This is a genomic window from Glycomyces amatae (assembly GCF_020991375.1).
In the GTDB taxonomy this organism is placed as follows: domain Bacteria; phylum Actinomycetota; class Actinomycetes; order Mycobacteriales; family Micromonosporaceae; genus Glycomyces; species Glycomyces amatae.
Genome location: NZ_JAJLQZ010000034.1, coordinates 1 through 15,774, shown reverse-complemented (window position 1 = coordinate 15,774; position 15,774 = coordinate 1). Strand labels below are relative to the sequence as shown.

Annotated in this window: 16 protein-coding genes; 10 read left to right on the top strand and 6 right to left on the bottom strand. The window is 73.8% G+C overall.

Annotation, left to right across the window (positions count from 1 at the left end):
• Positions 1-18: 18 nt before the first annotated feature.
• A complete protein-coding gene (locus tag LO763_RS27070) occupies positions 19-507 on the bottom strand; it encodes a MarR family winged helix-turn-helix transcriptional regulator (RefSeq protein WP_230791235.1) in 489 nt (162 codons plus the stop codon).
• Positions 508-597: 90 nt separating this feature from the next.
• Here LO763_RS27070 and LO763_RS27065 point away from each other — a divergent pair, with 90 nt between their 5' ends.
• The 3 genes from LO763_RS27065 (at position 598) to LO763_RS27055 (ending at position 2,621) form a co-directional block, all read left to right on the top strand.
• Entirely contained in the window at positions 598-1,017 is a 420-nt protein-coding gene (locus LO763_RS27065) for a Rid family hydrolase (RefSeq protein ID WP_230791233.1), read from the top strand.
• A 75-nt stretch (positions 1,018-1,092) separates the two neighbouring features.
• Positions 1,093-1,944 (top strand): phosphotransferase family protein, encoded by an 852-nt coding sequence (locus LO763_RS27060; protein ID WP_230791231.1) that lies wholly within the window; start codon positions 1,093-1,095, stop codon positions 1,942-1,944.
• A 140-nt stretch (positions 1,945-2,084) separates the two neighbouring features.
• The gene (locus tag LO763_RS27055; RefSeq protein ID WP_230791229.1) at positions 2,085-2,621 is read left to right on the top strand and encodes a VOC family protein; all 537 of its coding nucleotides are present in this window, start codon (positions 2,085-2,087) and stop codon (positions 2,619-2,621) included.
• Between the two features lie 27 nt (positions 2,622-2,648).
• Here the strand turns inward: LO763_RS27055 and LO763_RS27050 are convergent, their stop codons facing one another.
• Both LO763_RS27050 and LO763_RS27045 read right to left on the bottom strand, forming a co-directional pair.
• The gene (locus tag LO763_RS27050; RefSeq protein ID WP_230791227.1) at positions 2,649-3,608 is read right to left on the bottom strand and encodes a helix-turn-helix transcriptional regulator; all 960 of its coding nucleotides are present in this window, start codon (positions 3,606-3,608) and stop codon (positions 2,649-2,651) included.
• 143 nt (positions 3,609-3,751) lie between these two features.
• Entirely contained in the window at positions 3,752-4,765 is a 1,014-nt protein-coding gene (locus tag LO763_RS27045; RefSeq protein ID WP_230791226.1) for a LysR family transcriptional regulator, read from the bottom strand.
• A gap of 71 nt (positions 4,766-4,836) precedes the next feature.
• On the opposite strand from LO763_RS27045, the gene LO763_RS27040 reads away from it, so the two are divergent.
• The 3 genes from LO763_RS27040 to LO763_RS27030 all read left to right on the top strand — a co-directional run bounded on the left by LO763_RS27040 (position 4,837) and on the right by LO763_RS27030 (position 8,035).
• Positions 4,837-5,046 carry a hypothetical protein gene (locus LO763_RS27040; protein ID WP_230791225.1) on the top strand — a complete coding sequence of 70 codons (210 nt, stop codon included), beginning with the start codon at positions 4,837-4,839 and terminating at the stop codon, positions 5,044-5,046.
• A 192-nt stretch (positions 5,047-5,238) separates the two neighbouring features.
• Complete coding sequence (locus LO763_RS27035) at positions 5,239-7,452, top strand: alpha/beta hydrolase-fold protein (RefSeq protein WP_230791224.1); 2,214 nt, start codon at positions 5,239-5,241, stop codon at positions 7,450-7,452.
• A gap of 229 nt (positions 7,453-7,681) precedes the next feature.
• The gene (locus tag LO763_RS27030) at positions 7,682-8,035 is read left to right on the top strand and encodes a hypothetical protein (RefSeq protein WP_230791223.1); all 354 of its coding nucleotides are present in this window, start codon (positions 7,682-7,684) and stop codon (positions 8,033-8,035) included.
• A gap of 184 nt (positions 8,036-8,219) precedes the next feature.
• On the opposite strand, the gene LO763_RS27025 is transcribed toward LO763_RS27030, so the two are convergent.
• A complete protein-coding gene (locus tag LO763_RS27025; protein ID WP_230791222.1) occupies positions 8,220-10,076 on the bottom strand; it encodes a protein-arginine deiminase family protein in 1,857 nt (618 codons plus the stop codon).
• A 177-nt stretch (positions 10,077-10,253) separates the two neighbouring features.
• Between LO763_RS27025 and LO763_RS27020 the strand changes: the two genes are divergently transcribed.
• The 3 genes from LO763_RS27020 (at position 10,254) to LO763_RS27010 (ending at position 12,890) form a co-directional block, all read left to right on the top strand.
• Positions 10,254-11,390 (top strand): sensor histidine kinase, encoded by a 1,137-nt coding sequence (locus tag LO763_RS27020; RefSeq protein ID WP_230791221.1) that lies wholly within the window; start codon positions 10,254-10,256, stop codon positions 11,388-11,390.
• The gene (locus tag LO763_RS27015) at positions 11,387-12,043 is read left to right on the top strand and encodes a response regulator (protein WP_230791217.1); all 657 of its coding nucleotides are present in this window, start codon (positions 11,387-11,389) and stop codon (positions 12,041-12,043) included. The genes LO763_RS27020 and LO763_RS27015 overlap by 4 nt, the downstream gene beginning before the upstream one ends.
• A 265-nt stretch (positions 12,044-12,308) precedes the next feature.
• Entirely contained in the window at positions 12,309-12,890 is a 582-nt protein-coding gene (locus LO763_RS27010) for a zinc-binding dehydrogenase (RefSeq protein ID WP_230791216.1), read from the top strand.
• A gap of 201 nt (positions 12,891-13,091) precedes the next feature.
• Here LO763_RS27010 and LO763_RS27005 read toward each other — a convergent pair whose 3' ends face one another.
• Positions 13,092-13,790 carry a hypothetical protein gene (locus tag LO763_RS27005; protein WP_230791214.1) on the bottom strand — a complete coding sequence of 233 codons (699 nt, stop codon included), beginning with the start codon at positions 13,788-13,790 and terminating at the stop codon, positions 13,092-13,094.
• Positions 13,791-13,830: 40 nt separating this feature from the next.
• Positions 13,831-14,664: a hypothetical protein gene (locus tag LO763_RS27000; protein WP_230791212.1), complete on the bottom strand. Its 834-nt coding sequence runs from the start codon at positions 14,662-14,664 to the stop codon at positions 13,831-13,833.
• A 226-nt stretch (positions 14,665-14,890) separates the two neighbouring features.
• On the opposite strand from LO763_RS27000, the gene LO763_RS26995 reads away from it, so the two are divergent.
• Positions 14,891-15,544, top strand: coding sequence for a hypothetical protein (locus LO763_RS26995; RefSeq protein ID WP_230791210.1), 654 nt, complete (start codon positions 14,891-14,893; stop codon positions 15,542-15,544).
• The last annotated feature ends 230 nt before the right edge of the window (positions 15,545-15,774 follow it).

Here is a 15,774-nt window from a genome sequence, read left to right as displayed (position 1 = left end):
GGGGCCGTCGGCGCGGCCTCAGTCGAGCTCGGCGGGCCGCGCGCGCAGCTTCTCGGCGATGCGGACGAGCGCCTGCCGGTCGTCGGCGCCGAGCCGGTCGAGCGCGACCTGCCGCACGGCGCGGACGTGGGCCGGGGCGGCGGCGACCACGGTCTCGTAGCCCGCCTCGGTCAGCGACGCGATCGTGTAGCGGCCGTCGTCGGGGTCGGGCGAGCGCTCCATCCAGCCCCGCTGCTCGAAGCGCTTGACCACGTTGGAGAGGCGCGAGAGCGAGCCGTTGGCGAGGAACGCGAGCTCGCTCATCCGCAGGCGCCGGCCGGGGGCCTCGGAGACGTGGCTGAGCGTCAGGTACTCGAACAGCGTCAGGCCCGCCTCGCGCTGGAGGGGCGCCTCCAGGCGCCCCGGCAGCGAGAGGATCAGCGAGATCAGGGCGGTCCAGGTCTCCTTCTCGGCCGCGTCGAGCCACAGGGTCTCGTCCGGGGAGTCGGGGGTCGCGCTGGTGGCCATGGCGGCACTATACCGAGCGGGCGTGACTTCAACCGTGAAGTCAATATGATAGATTCACTTCAAGGATGAAGTCAATGTGAAGGGAACACCATGGGCGAGCCGGAATTCTTCGTGACCCCCGGATACGGCGACAAGATGCGCGACCTGCTGGGATACAGCCAGGCCGTCCGCATCGGCGACCGCGTCGAGATCTCCGGCCAAGGCGGCTGGAACGACGACATCGAGTTCCCCGACGACCTCGAGGAGGAGATCGTGCGGGCCTTCGACAACGTCGAGCGCACCCTCGCCACGGCCGGCGCCACCTGGCGCGACGTCGTGCACGTGAACTCGTACCACATTCCCGACGACCCCGGGTTCATCGGCGACCGCCCCACCCGCGTCATGACCGAGCAGTTCCGCGAGCGCATGGGCGGCCGGGCCCCCGTCTGGACCCAGACGGGCGTCCCCGCCCTCGGCGCGCCGGGCATGCGCGTCGAGATCCGCGTGACCGCCGTCCTCGGGACCGACTGAGACGGGCGGCGGTCTCGTCCCTCGCGGGCCGAGACCGCCGGACCGCCCCGGCGACGAAGCACTATCCTCGTCCCGGTGAACCCCGGGCTCAGCGCACTCTCCCCCCGCCAGCTCGAGCTGCTCGAGGCCTGGCTGCCCGACGCGGCGGTCGAGGCCGACATGAGCTGGGACCTGGTCGAGACCACGGTGCTGCGGGCCAGGACCGGCGGCAGGACCGTCGTCGTCAAGGCGGGCGGCCCCGGCGACCACCACATCGAGCGGGAGATCGCGGCGCACCGGGAGTGGACCGGGCCGTGGGTCCGGCTCGGCCGGGCCGCCCGGATGCTGCACGCCGACGCCGAGGCCAAACTGCTGGTCACCGAGTACCTGCCCGGGACCCTCGTCATGGGGACCGCGGCGGAGACCGCGACGGACACCTACGTGCAGGCCGGCGAGCTCCTCCGCGTCCACCACGACCAGGCGGCGTTCGCGGACGCCGACTATGAGCGCCGCATGGACGCGAAGGCGCTGGCGTGGTTCGAGGGACCGCACCGGGTCGCGCCCGAGACCGTGGCGGCGCTGTCGGCCATGGTCCGGTCCTGGCCGCGGGAGGGCGCCGTCTGCGTGCCGACGCACGGCGACTGGCAGTGCCGGAACTGGCTGATGGACGACGGCGTGCTGCGGGTGATCGACTTCGGGCGGGCCGCGCTGCGCCCGGCGGCGGAGGACTTCGAGCGGCTCGCCGTCAACGAGTTCCGCCGCCACCCGGGAGCGGAGGCGGCGTTCCTGTCCGGCTACGGCGCCGACCCGCGCGAGCCCGGGACCTGGCTGCGCCAGCGCGTCCGCTCGGCGATCGCCACCGCGTGCTGGGCCCACCGGATCGGCGACGAGCGCTTCGAGGCGCAAGGGCACCGGATGATCGCCGACGTCCTCGCCGAAGCGGCGTGAGCCCGCCCCGGAGACCCGGGGCCCGGACCCGCCGCCGGTGATCCCGGCCCCGGTTTCGGCGCCCGTTCCCGATGCGGACAGGATCGGTCCCGGTCGCGGGCGACCATGGCGTCGTCTATCCCCGTACGAGAGGAAACGCCATGGCCACCGCACCCGCCGTCCCGGCCGGTTCGAACACCGTCAACCCGTTCATCGTCGCCGACGCCGCAGGGGAGCTGATCGGGTTCCTGACCGCCGTCTTCGACGCCGAGGACGTGCCCGAGGCCCGCACGCTCGACACCGACGGGCTGATCCTGCACGCCGAACTGCGGATCGGCGACTCGCTGCTGACGGTCGCCGACCGCAAGCCCGACTGGCCGTTCACCCCCGCGCTGATCCGCGTGTACGTCGACGACGCCGACGCGGTCCTCGCGCGGGCGGAGCGGCTCGGCGGGCGCGTCGTCACGCGGCCGACCGACTTCTTCGGCGACACCCTCGCCCGGTTCCAGGACCCGGCGGGGAACCTGTGGTGGGTCTACCGGCACGACCCGGGCGCCGAGCAGGACTGGTCCGAGGACGCCGACCGGTCCGGCACCGGCGAGGACACCGACTGGAGCGCCTTCGCCACGCCCGGACTGGAGTACGTCCACGCCACCCTGAACGAGGCGATGGGCGCGCTCCGCGACACCCGCGCCTGACGGCCGCGACCCGCTGGACCGGTGCCCTCACCGGTCCAGCGCGTCGGCCGTGCGCGCGAGCAGCGCCCGCAGCTCGGCCCGCTCCGCGTCGGGCATCTCGAGCCGGTAGGGCGTGCCCGCCGGAAGCCACGAGAGGCCGTAGGCGACGTCCCGCGCGCTCGAGCCGCCCACCGGCCAGCGCGTCCTTCCCGGCCCCGCCGCCGTCGCGCCCCGCGCCCACTCCCCGAGGGCGTCCTGGAACGCCGCGAGCGGCATCTCCACGATCGCCGCCGCCTCCTGGACGCGCGGCCCCCAGGTGCGCGCGACGGCCACGAACCCCTCCACCCGCCGCGGCGACAGCGCGCGCGGGGCGAACCCGACCCGCAGGTGCTCGACGCCGGCCAGGCGGGCGGCGCCGAAGGTCCGCCAGTCGGCGCGGTCGAGGTCCCAGCAGACGAGGTACCAGTCGCCGCCGGCCGGGACGAGCGCGTGCGGTTCGACCCGCCGCTCCTGCTCCCGGCCGCCGTCCGGCCGGTACCGCAGCCGCACGCGCTCGCGGTCGCGGCAGGCCAGGGCCAGGTCGACGAGCACCTCGGTCGAGGCCCCGTCGCGCCCCGCCTCGGGCCCGAGCTGGGGGCCCACGGCCTTGACGCGGCGGCGCAGCCGGGCGGGCAGCACCGCCTCGAGCTTCGCGAGGACCGACAGCGCGAACTCGGCGCCGCGGCTGAGGCGGCCCGCCGCGACCAGGCGCAGGCCGATCGCGATGGCGACCGCCTCCTCGTCGGACAGCAGCAGGGGCGGCAGCGCGGCGCCCGCCTCGAGCCGGTAGCCGCCGAACGAGCCCGGCGCGGAGTCGATGCGGTAGCCGAGGCCGCGCAGGCGCCCGACGTCGCGCCGCACGGTCCGGACCGTGACGCCGAGCCGCCGGGCGAGCTCGGGGGCGGGCCGGTGCCGGTGCGATTGCAGCAGGTTGAGCAGGCTGAGCGCGCGGGCGGTGGGATCGGACACGGGCCGATCATCCCCCGCGACGGTGACAGCCCCCGTCCTGGTCCCGCCGAGCCGTCACGGGCGCGGCAGGACCTTGACGGCGCGGCGCCCGTCCACGGCCGCGTACCCCTCGGCGACCCGCTCGAGGGGCGGTGCGAGGTCGACTACGAGGAGATGGAACCGACCGCGGGCCCGGGGCTCGTCCTCCCGGTCTGCACCGCCGAGCCCGGCTCGCCCTCCCGCGGGCGCCTGCGGCCGCCCACCGGGGAGTAGGAGCGTTCGCGGGCGGCCTCCTCGCGGATCGCGTCCAGGCCGTTCGCGATGGCGGGCAGTCCGGCGCTGCCGCGCCGCACCGCGGTGAACAGCGGCCGGGTCGGCACCGGGTGGCCGTGGATCGGCACCCGGACCACGGCGTGGTCGACCGGGACGGGCACCAGCCGGGAGTACAGGCCCACCCCGAAACCGGTGCACACCAGCCCGGACATGCTGGTCCAGGAGTCGGCCCGGTGCGCGACGTCGGGCGTGAACCCCGCCGCGGCGGCGGAGCTCGTGAACAGCTGGTACTGGTCGAGGCAGGCGGGCATGGCGATCCACTCCTCGTCGGCGGCCTCGGCCAGCGCCACGCCCGCGCGCCCGGCCAGCGGGTGGTCGACCGGGACCAGCAGGTCCTCCACGTCGTCCACGAGGAACTCCTGCTCGAACCGGGGGTCGCCGAGGGGCGGGGTGGCGTCGTGCGGGGTGACGACGGCGATGTCGGCGTCGCCGGACTCGAGCATCCTGAAGGCCTCGACCGCCTCGACCGCGGCCAGGTGCAGCCGCACTCCCGGGTGCGCCTCGCGCAGCCGCTTGGCGGCGGGGGCGACGAAGGCCGAGACCGTGCTGGACAGGCCGCAGATCCGCAGGCTCCCGATGCGGCCCTCCCCGAGGGCGGCCAGGTCCACTTTGGCCTTCTCCCACTGCGCGTACAGCAGGTCGGCGTGCGCGAGCAGGGTCTCCGCGGCCGGGGTGAGGCGCACGCGGCGGCCGTTCGGCTCCAGCAGGCGGACGCCGTTGTCGTGGGCGAGCTGCTTGAGCTGCTGCGAGACGGTGGACGGCGTGAGGTGCAGGGCGAGGGCGGTGGCGGTGACCGTGCCGTGCGACCGCAGGACGCGCAGCGTCTGCAACCGGGGATCGATCATTCGGGAACTCCACAAGATCCGATGCGAAAACCTTCGTTGTTCCCGAACGATTCTAGGCGAAGACTGGGCCTATGAGCAACGAGAAGCACACCGCGGACCCCTGCCCCCTGTGCGAACTGCGCATGAGCGAGGTCCTGAACGTGGTGTCCCGCCACCGCACCTCGACCGGCACCGTCGTGTACGCCCGCTGCGAATGCGGTCGGCTCTCCATGTGGTTCGAGCCCGCCGGCGCGGCCCGGGGCCCCGCCAGGCTGCACGCGGCCCGGACCCGGGCCGCGTGAGGACCCCGTCTCGCCCTGGGCCGCTGCGACTTCGCCGGGCCGGGCCCTCACGCCGCCCAGGGCGCCGATGAGGGCTTGCGCGGGGACGGCCGGTAAATTACATTGATTTATCGACATATAAACATAGTGGTGTGTTTGGACCGGTCGTCCCTCCCGGCCGTTCGAGAAGCGACGCGCGAGAGGAATTCGACCATGATGGAGTCCCACGCACGACCGGCGGTCCCACCGGACCGCCCCCGGACCGCAGTGCTCGCCGCCGTGGCGGTGGGGACGGGCGCCCTCCTGGCGGTGCCCTCCGCCGCGACCGCCGCGAGCGGCGACCCGTGGGTGGCGCAGGTGCCGGACAGCCCGGTGGCGAACGTGTACCGCTTCACCGTGCCCGCCGAGGTCGTGACCGAGGTGACCGGCGTCGAGGACGGCCAGGTCACCGTGCAGGGGAACTTCGGACCGGGCAGGGCCTGGACCGAGTTCAACGCCGACGGCGAGGCGGACCGCGTCGCCACGATGGGCCCGCTCGAACCCGGCCTGTACTACTACCAGTACGCGGTGCGGCCGGCCCCCGGCGAGGAGGCCGTCACGTTCCGCAACCCGGAGACCGACCCGGAGGTCACGGCGCAGCCGGACCTCAGCACCCTGTTCGTGCCCGGACCGGGCGCGGAGTGGCTGGCCGACGCCGCCGGCGGCGGCGAGCTCGGCACGATCGAGTACGGCGGCGGCGCGGGGTCCGAGGCGCTCGTCTGGACCCCGCCGGGCTACGACGCCGATCGCGCCGAGCCCTACCCCACGCTCTACCTCCTGCAGGACGAGGGCCAGAGCCACCGCGAGTGGGTGGAACTGGGCCGCCTGAAGCAGATCCTCGACAACCTCGTGCTCGACGGCGACGCCGAGCCGATGGTGGTCGTGATGGCCGACGGCGAGGGCCTCTCGGTGAAGAAGGACCTCCTCAGGGAACTCGTGCCGGCCGTGGAATCGGCGTTCCGCGTCGCCGCCGACCCGAGCGCCCGCGCCATCGCCGGCATCGGCCGGGGAGCGCGGACGGCGCTGGAGACGCTGGTCTCCGCCACGGGGGCGTTCGCCCACGTCGGATCCTTCTCCGGCGGCTTCGACCAGAGGATCGGCCACGGCAAGGCGCGTCAGATCAACCACCGCACCGACCTGATCCGCGTGTACGGCGGCAACGCCACGGACCCCGCCTACGACGGCATCGTCGAACTCGAGGCCGCGTTCGCCGAGGCGGGCGTCGAGTTCCAGTCGGACGGATCGAACCCCGCCACCGGCGGCGTGTGGGAGACGTGGCGGGCGGGCCTGCACGACTTCGCCCAGCGGCTGTTCCGGCCGGTCGACGAGCACGGTCCGAGCGAGGGCCACCTCCCCTTCACCGCCCGCGAGGTCCCCGCGCCGGGCACGACGCCCACCCCGTGGGTCGACGAGAACGGCGTCGTCACCTTCGAGGCCGGCCCCGAGTTCGCCGACGCCTCCCGGGTCACCGTCTGGGGCAACTTCGGCCCGGCCGGAAGCTGGCCGCGCACGCCGATGGTCGAGCAGGACGACGGCTCGTGGCGCCTGTCGATGCGGCTCGAGGGCGGTTCGTACTACTACAAGTTCGAGGTCGACGGCGTCGATCAGAAGGACGAGGGCAACCCGACGTCGGTGCTCTCCGAACCCGCGTGGAGCACGTTCACCGTCGCCGGCGACACCCTCCGCGGCCGGTACACCGCGGAGGCGCCCGCCGGCGAGCGCGGCGAGGTGGGCGTCATGCACTACACCAGCACCGCCGGCGGGGAGGAGCGCTCGGCCTACGTGTGGACGCCGCCGGACTACGACGCCGACCGCGCCGAGGCGTACCCGGTGCTCTACCTGCAGCACGGCGGCGGGCAGACGTGGACGGACTGGATCGAGGTCGGCCACGCCCACCGGATCCTCGACAACCACCACCGGCAGGGCGGCACGGTGCCGATGGTCGTGGTGATGGCCAACGGCAACGGCGTCGACTTCCCGACCGAGATGACCACGCGCATCGCCCCGGCGGCCGAGGAGCTGTACAACGTGAGCGCGGACCCGCGCCGGCGCGCGCTGGCGGGCCTGTCGATGGGCTCGGGGCACACCCTCAGCACCCTCTGGGCCCACCCCGGCGAGTTCGGTTACATCGGTGCGATGTCGGCCTTCGGCGGCCCGCCGGAGGGCACCGACGTCGACGCCGTCAACGCCGGCACCGAGCTGATCCGGGTGTACTCCGGCGACCGGCAGGACTTCACGTACGACGCGACCCTCGAACTGATCGCGGCGATGGAGCGCAGCGGCGTCGAGCACGAGTTCGCACCCATCGTCGCCGGTCCGCACGGCTGGGACGTCTGGCAGAAGTCGCTGATCGACTTCCTGCCGCGTTTGTTCACGGCCACCGGCTAGCGGTGCGCCGTCCGGGACCGGGCCGACCGGCATCGCCGTGGAGGGCCACGTGGTGTTCGGGAGGCCCGGTGGCCGCTACCCGACGCCGCCGCCGCACTCCGCCCGCGGCTGCAACGATCGGCCGCAGGGCTCGGGCGTCCGCCCGGAGCGGCTGCGAACGGTCCTCCGAGAAGCCGGTGCCGGGAAACGTGCGGCCCGCGTCTAGAGTCCGTTCCGAAGGGGGCGGGGCATGGACGAGCTGACCGACGGGGAGGTCGCCGCGGGGTTCCGGCCGGTGCTGGCGCTCATGGAGGAGTGCGAGCGGCTGGGAGCGGTGCTGGACCGGCTGGAGGACGCGACCGGTCCGGCGGAGCTGGAGGAGCGGGACGCGGCCGAGGAGCGGTTCGCGTTCCTCAACGAGGAGATCTGCCGCAGCACCGCGAAGGCCCTCAAGGGGATCGGGCTGTGGCACGGGGCGGCGATGATCGATGCGGGGCTCGCGATCCCGAACGAGGTCTGGGAGGGCCTCGTCGAGCAGTACCCGCCGTACCCGCCGGCCGTGCCCGACCTCGAACTCAGGCCCCGCCGGTCCTGGAGGGCCTAGGCCCTCAGGGCTTCCCGCCCGTGCGGGATCGGCGCCGTCGCCCAGGCCGGACGCACCGGGGCCCGACGCGCGCTTCGATGGGCGTGCCGGGCATCCGGTGGTCCCAGCCTGGGACCTCCCGTGCGGGATCGGCGGCAGAGCGCGGGGCCCGGGCCCTCGGTCTGGCCGAGGACCCGGGACCGGGTCAGTTCCGCCACCAGGGCGCGGTCCCGGTCTGGTCGCGGATGCTGTTGGTGAGGCAGTGGATCTCGCCGCCCACGGTGCCGACCGCGTGGCCGTAGTCCCAGGCCTCGACCCAGGCGATCCGGCTGCCCGCGTCGGCGAAGGCCGCTTCGGCGGCGGCCGCGTACACGTCCCGCCCTGCGGCGTCGAGCGGTCCGTGGGGCTGGATGGCCAGGAAGGCGCCGGTGCCGGTCTCGACGCCGTTGACGATGGCGGGCATGTGGTTCGCCACGATGTCCTGCCGCGGGTAGCCCTCGATGACGAGTTCGGTGAACAGCGCCGGGACCCGCACGATCTCGTCCTCGCCGAGGCCGAGCTCCCGGGCGAGCACGGCGAGTGCCGCGTCGATGCCCTCGGCCGCGATCCGGTTGCCCTCCACGATCTCCGGTGCTTCCAGGGCCTGCGCGACGGTCAGGTCCGCGCCGTCGGGCGCGGCGCCCTGCACGAGGCCCTGGCCCCCCAGCCCGTCGTCGACGAGCGCTTCGAGCAGCCGCGCGCCCAGCGCCGGGTCGGCGACGACCGCCGCCCACCCGCGGTCGTTGTCGGCGGCGGTGAACGAGAGGAACTCGTCGATGTGGCCGACGCCGAGCCAGCTCGTGTCGATCGCCAGCGGATCCTGGTCGGCCTGCGCCGCGAGGAAGTCGACGAAGGCCGGGTCGGGGGCGGCCTCGCCGCCGTCAGAGCCGTACAGGACGCGGCCGGCGGGCCGGGCACCGTCGCCGGCGGCGTGGGGCGGAGCGACGATGACATTGCCGGTGGAGCTGAAGGAGCCCCACAGCGCGTTGTACTCGTCCTGGCCGACCCGCTCGGGACTGTAGGTCTGCACCACGGCGGTGTCGGGGCCTTGCAGCAGCGTGAACGCCGGCCGTCCGGCGTCGCGCAGCGGGAACTCGGGGGTGCTGCCCTCGGGGTCGACGACGGCCGACCGCAGCACCACGGTCAGCGTGTGCGGGTCCCCGCCGGGCCCCGGCATGGAGGCGTACCCGGTGATGAACTGGTCGCGCATCCACCGGTCGTCGCCGGTCGGGTACATCGTCAAGCGGCCTTCGAGCCCGGCCGATTCGAGCCCTGCGACCAGGTCCTCGCGGAAGGCCGCCTCGCCTTCATGGACGGGCGGGGGCGACGCGGCGGGGTCGTAGCCGTGCCGCTCGGCGTCCTCGACCGCGGTGCCGTTGTCGGACACGATCAACCGGTCGATCGGGGCCAGATCGTGGGCCAGCAGCAGCGGCGCGATCCGAATGCGGACCCGGTCGGTCTCGACGGTCCTCCCGTCGCGGACGCTCAGCGCCACGTCGATGAACCCGGCGTCCGTCTCGGCGAATCCGGTGGCTTCGAGGACGAGGTCGACGCCGTCCCTGAGGCGATCGGCGGTGATCGGGTCGTCGGGGCCGAGCATCGAGTAGTCCCCGTCGCCGCCCTGGACGAACAGCCGTGCCGCGTCGCCGGCCGGTCCGTCGACCGCGACCGTTGCGGTCGCGCCGGCGCCGAGTCCGCGCTTCGGCCCGATGCGCAACGGCGCCATGTCGAGCAGGTCGGCCGCGCCGTTGACGACCTCGTCGGCGCCGTCGGAGCAGGCGGCCAGCGCGTCGTCGCTCAGTCGCTCGCCGTCCGGGGCGAGGCTCGGGCAGGCCTGGAGGTCGTCGTCGAGGTTGGGCACCACGATCGCGCCCCGGCCCGGAGTCCACTCGCCCCTGCCCGCCGCGTCGGCGGCGGTGACCTGCCCGTCGCGGTTCGTGTCCGCCAGGAGCAGGGCCCGGGCCGGGCGGGCGGCGGCCTCCCAGGCCACCGCACCCGCGCCGAGGGCCAGCAGTGAGGCCAAGGCGATTGCGGGCCAACGGTATCGGTGTCGTCTTCGCAGTTCGATCATGCGCTCAACCCTGACGGGGACGGGCCGCCGCCGCTATCCCCGCAAGGCCGGTTCCGGCACGGCCGGGGCCGCCGACCTCTGCCGATCGGCAGAGGTCGCCGCCGCCGATCGCCCCTACACTTGCTCTCCATGGGGGAGCGGGTCAAGTCGGCGGCGCGGTGGTCGGGCGCGGCGGTCCTCGTCTCCCTCGCGGCATGGGAGGCGTTCACCGCGAGCTGGGCCGCGGCCGCCCCCGCCGCGGCGGCCGTCCTCGTCCTCACCTGGCCGCGCCGCCCGGCACCGCCCTCGGCGCTGGCGTTCTGCGCGGCGGTGTCGATCGCGGCGACGGCCGGATACGCCGGAGCGGTGTCGAACCGGGCCGCGGCCTGGTGGGTCGCCGAGACCGCGCTGCTGCTCGCGCTGGTGCTGTCGGGATCGCGAAGCGCGGGAACGAGATCCGGAGCGGCCGCGGTCGCACTCGCGGTCCTCGCGGTGGCCCTGTCCCCGCTGCGGCTGGGGCTGCGCATGGACCCGCCGTCCGACCCGGCCGAACTCGTGGTCCTGGCCTTGGTGTGGGGCGCGCTCGCCGCGGCCGCCGCCGCCGCGGGCCGGTACCTGCGCCGACAACGGGGCGAACGCGAACGCGCCGTGCACGAGGCCCAGCGCGCCCAGCGGCTCGCACTGGCCCGCGACCTGCACGACTACGTGGCGCACGACGTGACCGGGATGGTCGTCCAAGCCCAAGCGGCCCAAGCGGTCGGCGAACGCGAACCCGCCCAGGCCCTGGCCGCGCTCACGCGGATCGAGACCGCCGGACTGCAGGCGCTCGCCTCCCTGGACCGGACCGTGGCCCTCCTGCGTGAGCACGACGCGCTCCTGCGCGACCCCGGCGCCGACTTCGCCGACATCGCCGCCCTGGCAAGACGGTTCGAGGAGGCCAGCGGCACGAGGACCGGCCTCGACATCGATCCCGCCCTCTCGGGGCGGCGGCTGGCGGACACGACCGGCACGCTCGCGCACCGCATCGTGACCGAGGCGCTCACCAACGTGCACCGCCACGCGCCCGCCGCCGCGGTCCGCATCTCCTTGCGGGGACTGCCCTCCTCGCTGAGCGTCGAGGTCGTCAACGACCTCGCCGCCGAGCCGCCCGCCGACGGCCGGGGCCGGGACTCCGGAGGCCACGGGATCCGCCAGCTCGCGGTCACCGTGGCGGGCCTGGGCGGGACGTTCGAGGCCGGACCGACCGGCCACGGGACCTGGCGCCTGCGCGCCGTGCTGCCGCTGTGACGATCCGCGTCCTCATCGCCGACGACCAGGACCTGGTCCGCCACGGCTTCCGCATGATCCTCGACGCCCAGCCCGACATGCGGGTCGTCGCCGAGGCCGCCGACGGCGAGGCCGCCGTCGCCGCCGCCCGGCGGCACCTCCCCGACGTCGTGCTCGCCGACATCCGCATGCCGAGGCTCGACGGCATCGAAGTCCTCAAGCGGCTGAACGGCCCGAACGCGGCGGGGTCGCCCAGAGTCGTCGTCGTGACCACCTTCGACGACGACGAGTACCTCCGTGCCGCCCTGGACGCGGGCGCCGCGGGATTCATCCTCAAACGTTCCGGGCCCGCCCTGCTCGTCGAGGCCGTCCGCGCCGCGGCCGCCGGCGACGCCCTCATCAGCCCCTCGCTCACCCTCCGGCTCCTGACCGGGTTCGCCGACCCCGCCGCACCCGCGTCCACCGCCGGAGCCGACACCGAACTGACCGAACGGGAGCGACAGGTGGTCGGGCTCGTGGCGGAGGGCAAGTCCAACGCCGAGATCGCCGGGGACCTGTTCATCTCGGCCGGCACCGTCAAGACCCACGTCGCCAACGCCCAGCGGAAGACCGGCGCCCGCAACCGCGTCGGCATCGCCGCGTGGGCCTGGAGGACCGGCCTCGCCCGGCCTTGACCGCCGGCGCGGCCCGCCGAGAAGGCGCCGGACGCGTTCTCGCAGTTCGAACCCGTACGGCCCGGCTCGGCGGACCATGCGGAGCCGGGCGCGAAGAACCGGAAGCGCCCTGAGCGGGACCGGGTTCGGCGTCACGGCAGGTCGAGGATCGCCTTCCCCGGCACTCGGCGTCCCAGGAGCGCGGCCGCGGCCTCGTCCGCCCGGTCCCAGCCGCCGCGCCAGCCCACTTGGAGGTCGACGCCCCGGCCGCGAGCAGTGACACCAGGTGGGCGAGGTCGTCGCCGAGCGGGGTGCTGAGGTTGAAGTTCTCGATCCGCCCGCGGGCCGACCGCATCCGGGCCAGCTCGAAGTCGATCACCGTCGGTTCCCGGGAGGCCTTCCCGATCGCCTGGGCGACGCCGTCGTCCTCGAGCCGCAGGAACGCCTCGGCCAGTTGGGATCCGCCCAAGTTGTCGAGGACGCCGTAGACCCTTCGCGCAGCCCGGGCGGCGTGGACGTCTACGTCGACAACGTCGGCGGCGACCACCTGACCGCGGCCATCGACGCCCTGCGCCCGGGAGGGCGCATCGCGATGGTGGGCGCGATCAGCGGGTACAACGCCACCGGCCCGGTGCACGGACCCGCGAACCTGTTCACGCTCGCGGCGAAGGACGCCACCTTGCGGGGCATGCTGGTGACCTCGTACCTGCACCTGTTCGGCGAGTGGATCGGCAAGGCCGTGCCCATGCTCGGCGACGGCTCGCTGCACACCGAGCAGACGGTGGTCGAGGGCCTGGACAACGCTCCGGCCGCGTTCCTCGGCGTGCTGCGCGGCGAGAACATCGGCAAGATGCTGGTACGGATCTGAAGACCTGCACCGCAACCGAACGGCGAAGAGACCGAGAAAACGGCCCGGCGCCCCGGCCGGGTCGAATTCGCAGGCGCTGCGCCGATCGAACGGGCATGTGAGCGGTCATCAGGTCGATGACCGCTCACATGCTCGGCATCCGACTCTGCGGAGGTGCCGAACGCTTATCCGAACACGTTGGCGCTGGTCAAGGCGTTCCGGTCAGACGCCGCCCACTGGGGGCGCATCGAGCGGGGCGTCGTCGAACCGCGGGAAGTCGGCGTAGGAGACGACGTTGCGAGACCGCAGGATCGTCAGCGCCCTCCGGCGGACCGCCAAGAGCACCTCGATCTCCCCCGGCGACAACGACCCGACGTCGACCGCCGGCGGCTTCGCGGTGGACCGGAACCGGTAGTCCGCGACGAGCGCGCCGACCGCCACGAGGAGCAGCGCCAGACACGGTGCGGCCAGCATCCATCGCGGCGCCGCCGCGAAGTCCCGGAGGAGGACCGCCCCGAGCGACACCGCCGCGATCACCGTCATCATCACCGAGACGCCGCACAACGTCCGGTCCCACTGCCGGTACGGCGTCAGCGCCCACGGCACGAGCCATCCGAGGACCGCGACACCGCCCAGGCCCGCACCAGCGCACACGACGGGAAGCAGCGCTTCGCCGTCGACTCCGGCGATCATGAACAGCCCCAACGCCACCGCCGCCATCAGGCCGAGGATCGTGAGGCAGCGCCCCGTCATCGCGCACGCCCGGCCCAGCGGTGAGCGGCGGTGCCAACGGTTCGCCATCGCCAACTCGATGTGCGCGTAGTCGAGCACGACACGGTTCAGCTCCGCGATGTCGAACGGTTCGAAGTTGTCGTGGATCGTCGCCCATTCGTTGGGCTGGATCGCGGCGGCCTCGGGCATCAGACTTCCTCGATCTCGTTGGTGTTCGGCATGCGGGTCCTCAGTCCTTCGCGCCGAAGTCGCGCCACCCGACGTGGCGCCGCTCGAGCACCCGTCGCCATTCGCGTTCGTCGAGGCCGTCCAGCTCGGACCAGTACCCCAGCGGCATCTCGGCGACCCTGATCCGGTCGCCCTCGTCGAGGTCCGCCAGCCCGCGGTGGACGAGGACCTCCAGCAGCCGCTTCCTCGCCTTCAGCGCGCGGGCCCGCTTGTCGGAGCCGCGCGGTCCGCGGCGCGGCGGCTTCCGCCGCTTCGCGCGCCCTTCGGGTTTCGAGACCAGCACCAGCACGAACGCCACCGCCGAGAGCAGTGCGGCGGCGATCATCAGCAGCGGCAGCCAGGGCCCGCCTGACACGGCGGCGACCGCGAGCACGGCGATCGCGGCGCCAGAGGCGAGCGCGTTGACCCCGTTCATGACCAGCTCGATCGAGCTGCGGCGGCGCCGTTCCCGCCACAGGCTCAGGGCCGTGCCGGCGGCGATCACTCCGAGCACGAACATGAACGTCGCCGCCGAAATCCAACCGTCCGCCGCCTCCTGGCTCCCCTGGGCGGCGCCGAGCGCGACCAGCACCAGCCCGATCAGCGGCGCTCCCAGCAGCGGCACCGCCAGGAGCGCGATGAGCACCCACGCGACCACCCCGACGGTCCTCGACACGAGCGAGCCGGGAAGCGGCGCGTAGTCGCGGGCGAGCACCGCCGCCTCGGCCTCGCCCCATCGCAAGGGCCGCGAGAACTCCGCGGCGCGGGCCCACGAGTCGACTTCGCGGCGCGCCCATTCGCCCTCCGCCGCATCGGTTCTGCGCGCCCAAGCCGCCACCGGCCCTGGAAGTTCCATCGCTGCTCCTCCCCGAGACCGCAGCCGTCGGTCGATCGCCTGGGAAACGCATGTTCCCGTCAACGTTCGCACAGGACCGGTGACGCATGCGCCGCCGCGGAGTCTATGAAGACCGTGCAAGGGCCTCGTTCAGGCGGGGCCGGCACTGCTCGCGAACGGCGGCGCCCCGGTTCTCGCCGAATGGAAGAATGGGCCCCCAGATCGCCCCCGAGCCCCGGACCGTCGCATGAACGCATCCCGCAACGAAGTCACCGTCCACGAACGGCCCCGGCCCCACGATCTCGTCCTCTTCGCCGTCGTGCTCGCGCTCCTGGTCGCCCTGCCGTGGATGCTGGTGAGCGCCGGTAGTGAGCCTGTCGACCACCGCGACCAGTACACGCGGACCAACATGACCGTTCCCGCCTGGCTCGGCATCCTCGCGCTCATCGTCCCGTTCCTGGTCTGGCCGGGGATGAAAGCCTGGAACCTGCTCGCAAGACCCGCCGCGGCGACACTCGGCCCGGGCGGCATCCGCTTGTACGACGACACCCGGGGGACCTACGCCCGCTCGAAGAAGGTGAACCTGGCATGGGCCGAGGTCCAGCGGATCGTCCTGTGGCGCAGGCGCTCCCGCTGGCTCGGGTTCATCCCGGTCTGGACTACGCGGGTCGGGATCGAGAAGCGCGGCGACGGTTGCGAGGACGGGCGCCACGAGCCCACTGCCGAGGAACGCAGCAGCCCCGGCCACCGCAGCGACGGGTCCCCGATCCGCCTGGGCGCCAAGTTGGACTCGCGCAGCGTCCGACTCGGCCCGGCCGCGTTCAAGGACGTCGCGCAGGCCGCCGCCCGGTACGCGCCGCACGTCGAGGCCGTCGACGAGCGCGTCTTCGGCGGACGCTGACCCCTGCCGAAGGCGAGGAGTTCGCGACCGCGGACACGTGCGGGCAGTTCGGTGCGGCCGGGGAACGAGCGGCCGCCGAGGCTCGTCGCGTCGTCTGAGCGGTGGACGCGGGTGGGCAGAATGGGGGCCTGCTCGACACGAACGCCGATGACGGGGGCCCGATGAGCGTATGGGAACACATGTGGGTCGCGACCGCCGAACCGGTCCGGATGCCGCTCGACCGGCTGGCG

What these genes read in the sequence shown, in the direction of transcription:
- LO763_RS27070 (WP_230791235.1), bottom strand. Translation starts at nt 507, where the DNA reads ATGGCCACCAGCGCGACCCCCGACTCCCCGGACGAGACCCTGTGGCTC.
- LO763_RS27065 (WP_230791233.1), top strand. Translation starts at nt 598, where the DNA reads ATGGGCGAGCCGGAATTCTTCGTGACCCCCGGATACGGCGACAAGATG.
- LO763_RS27055 (WP_230791229.1), top strand. Translation starts at nt 2,085, where the DNA reads ATGGCCACCGCACCCGCCGTCCCGGCCGGTTCGAACACCGTCAACCCG.
- LO763_RS27045 (WP_230791226.1), bottom strand. Translation starts at nt 4,765, where the DNA reads ATGATCGATCCCCGGTTGCAGACGCTGCGCGTCCTGCGGTCGCACGGC.
- LO763_RS27040 (WP_230791225.1), top strand. Translation starts at nt 4,837, where the DNA reads ATGAGCAACGAGAAGCACACCGCGGACCCCTGCCCCCTGTGCGAACTG.
- LO763_RS27035 (WP_230791224.1), top strand. Translation starts at nt 5,239, where the DNA reads ATGATGGAGTCCCACGCACGACCGGCGGTCCCACCGGACCGCCCCCGG.
- LO763_RS27030 (WP_230791223.1), top strand. Translation starts at nt 7,682, where the DNA reads ATGGACGAGCTGACCGACGGGGAGGTCGCCGCGGGGTTCCGGCCGGTG.
- LO763_RS27020 (WP_230791221.1), top strand. Translation starts at nt 10,254, where the DNA reads ATGGGGGAGCGGGTCAAGTCGGCGGCGCGGTGGTCGGGCGCGGCGGTC.
- LO763_RS27005 (WP_230791214.1), bottom strand. Translation starts at nt 13,790, where the DNA reads ATGCCCGAGGCCGCCGCGATCCAGCCCAACGAATGGGCGACGATCCAC.
- LO763_RS27000 (WP_230791212.1), bottom strand. Translation starts at nt 14,664, where the DNA reads ATGGAACTTCCAGGGCCGGTGGCGGCTTGGGCGCGCAGAACCGATGCG.
- LO763_RS26995 (WP_230791210.1), top strand. Translation starts at nt 14,891, where the DNA reads ATGAACGCATCCCGCAACGAAGTCACCGTCCACGAACGGCCCCGGCCC.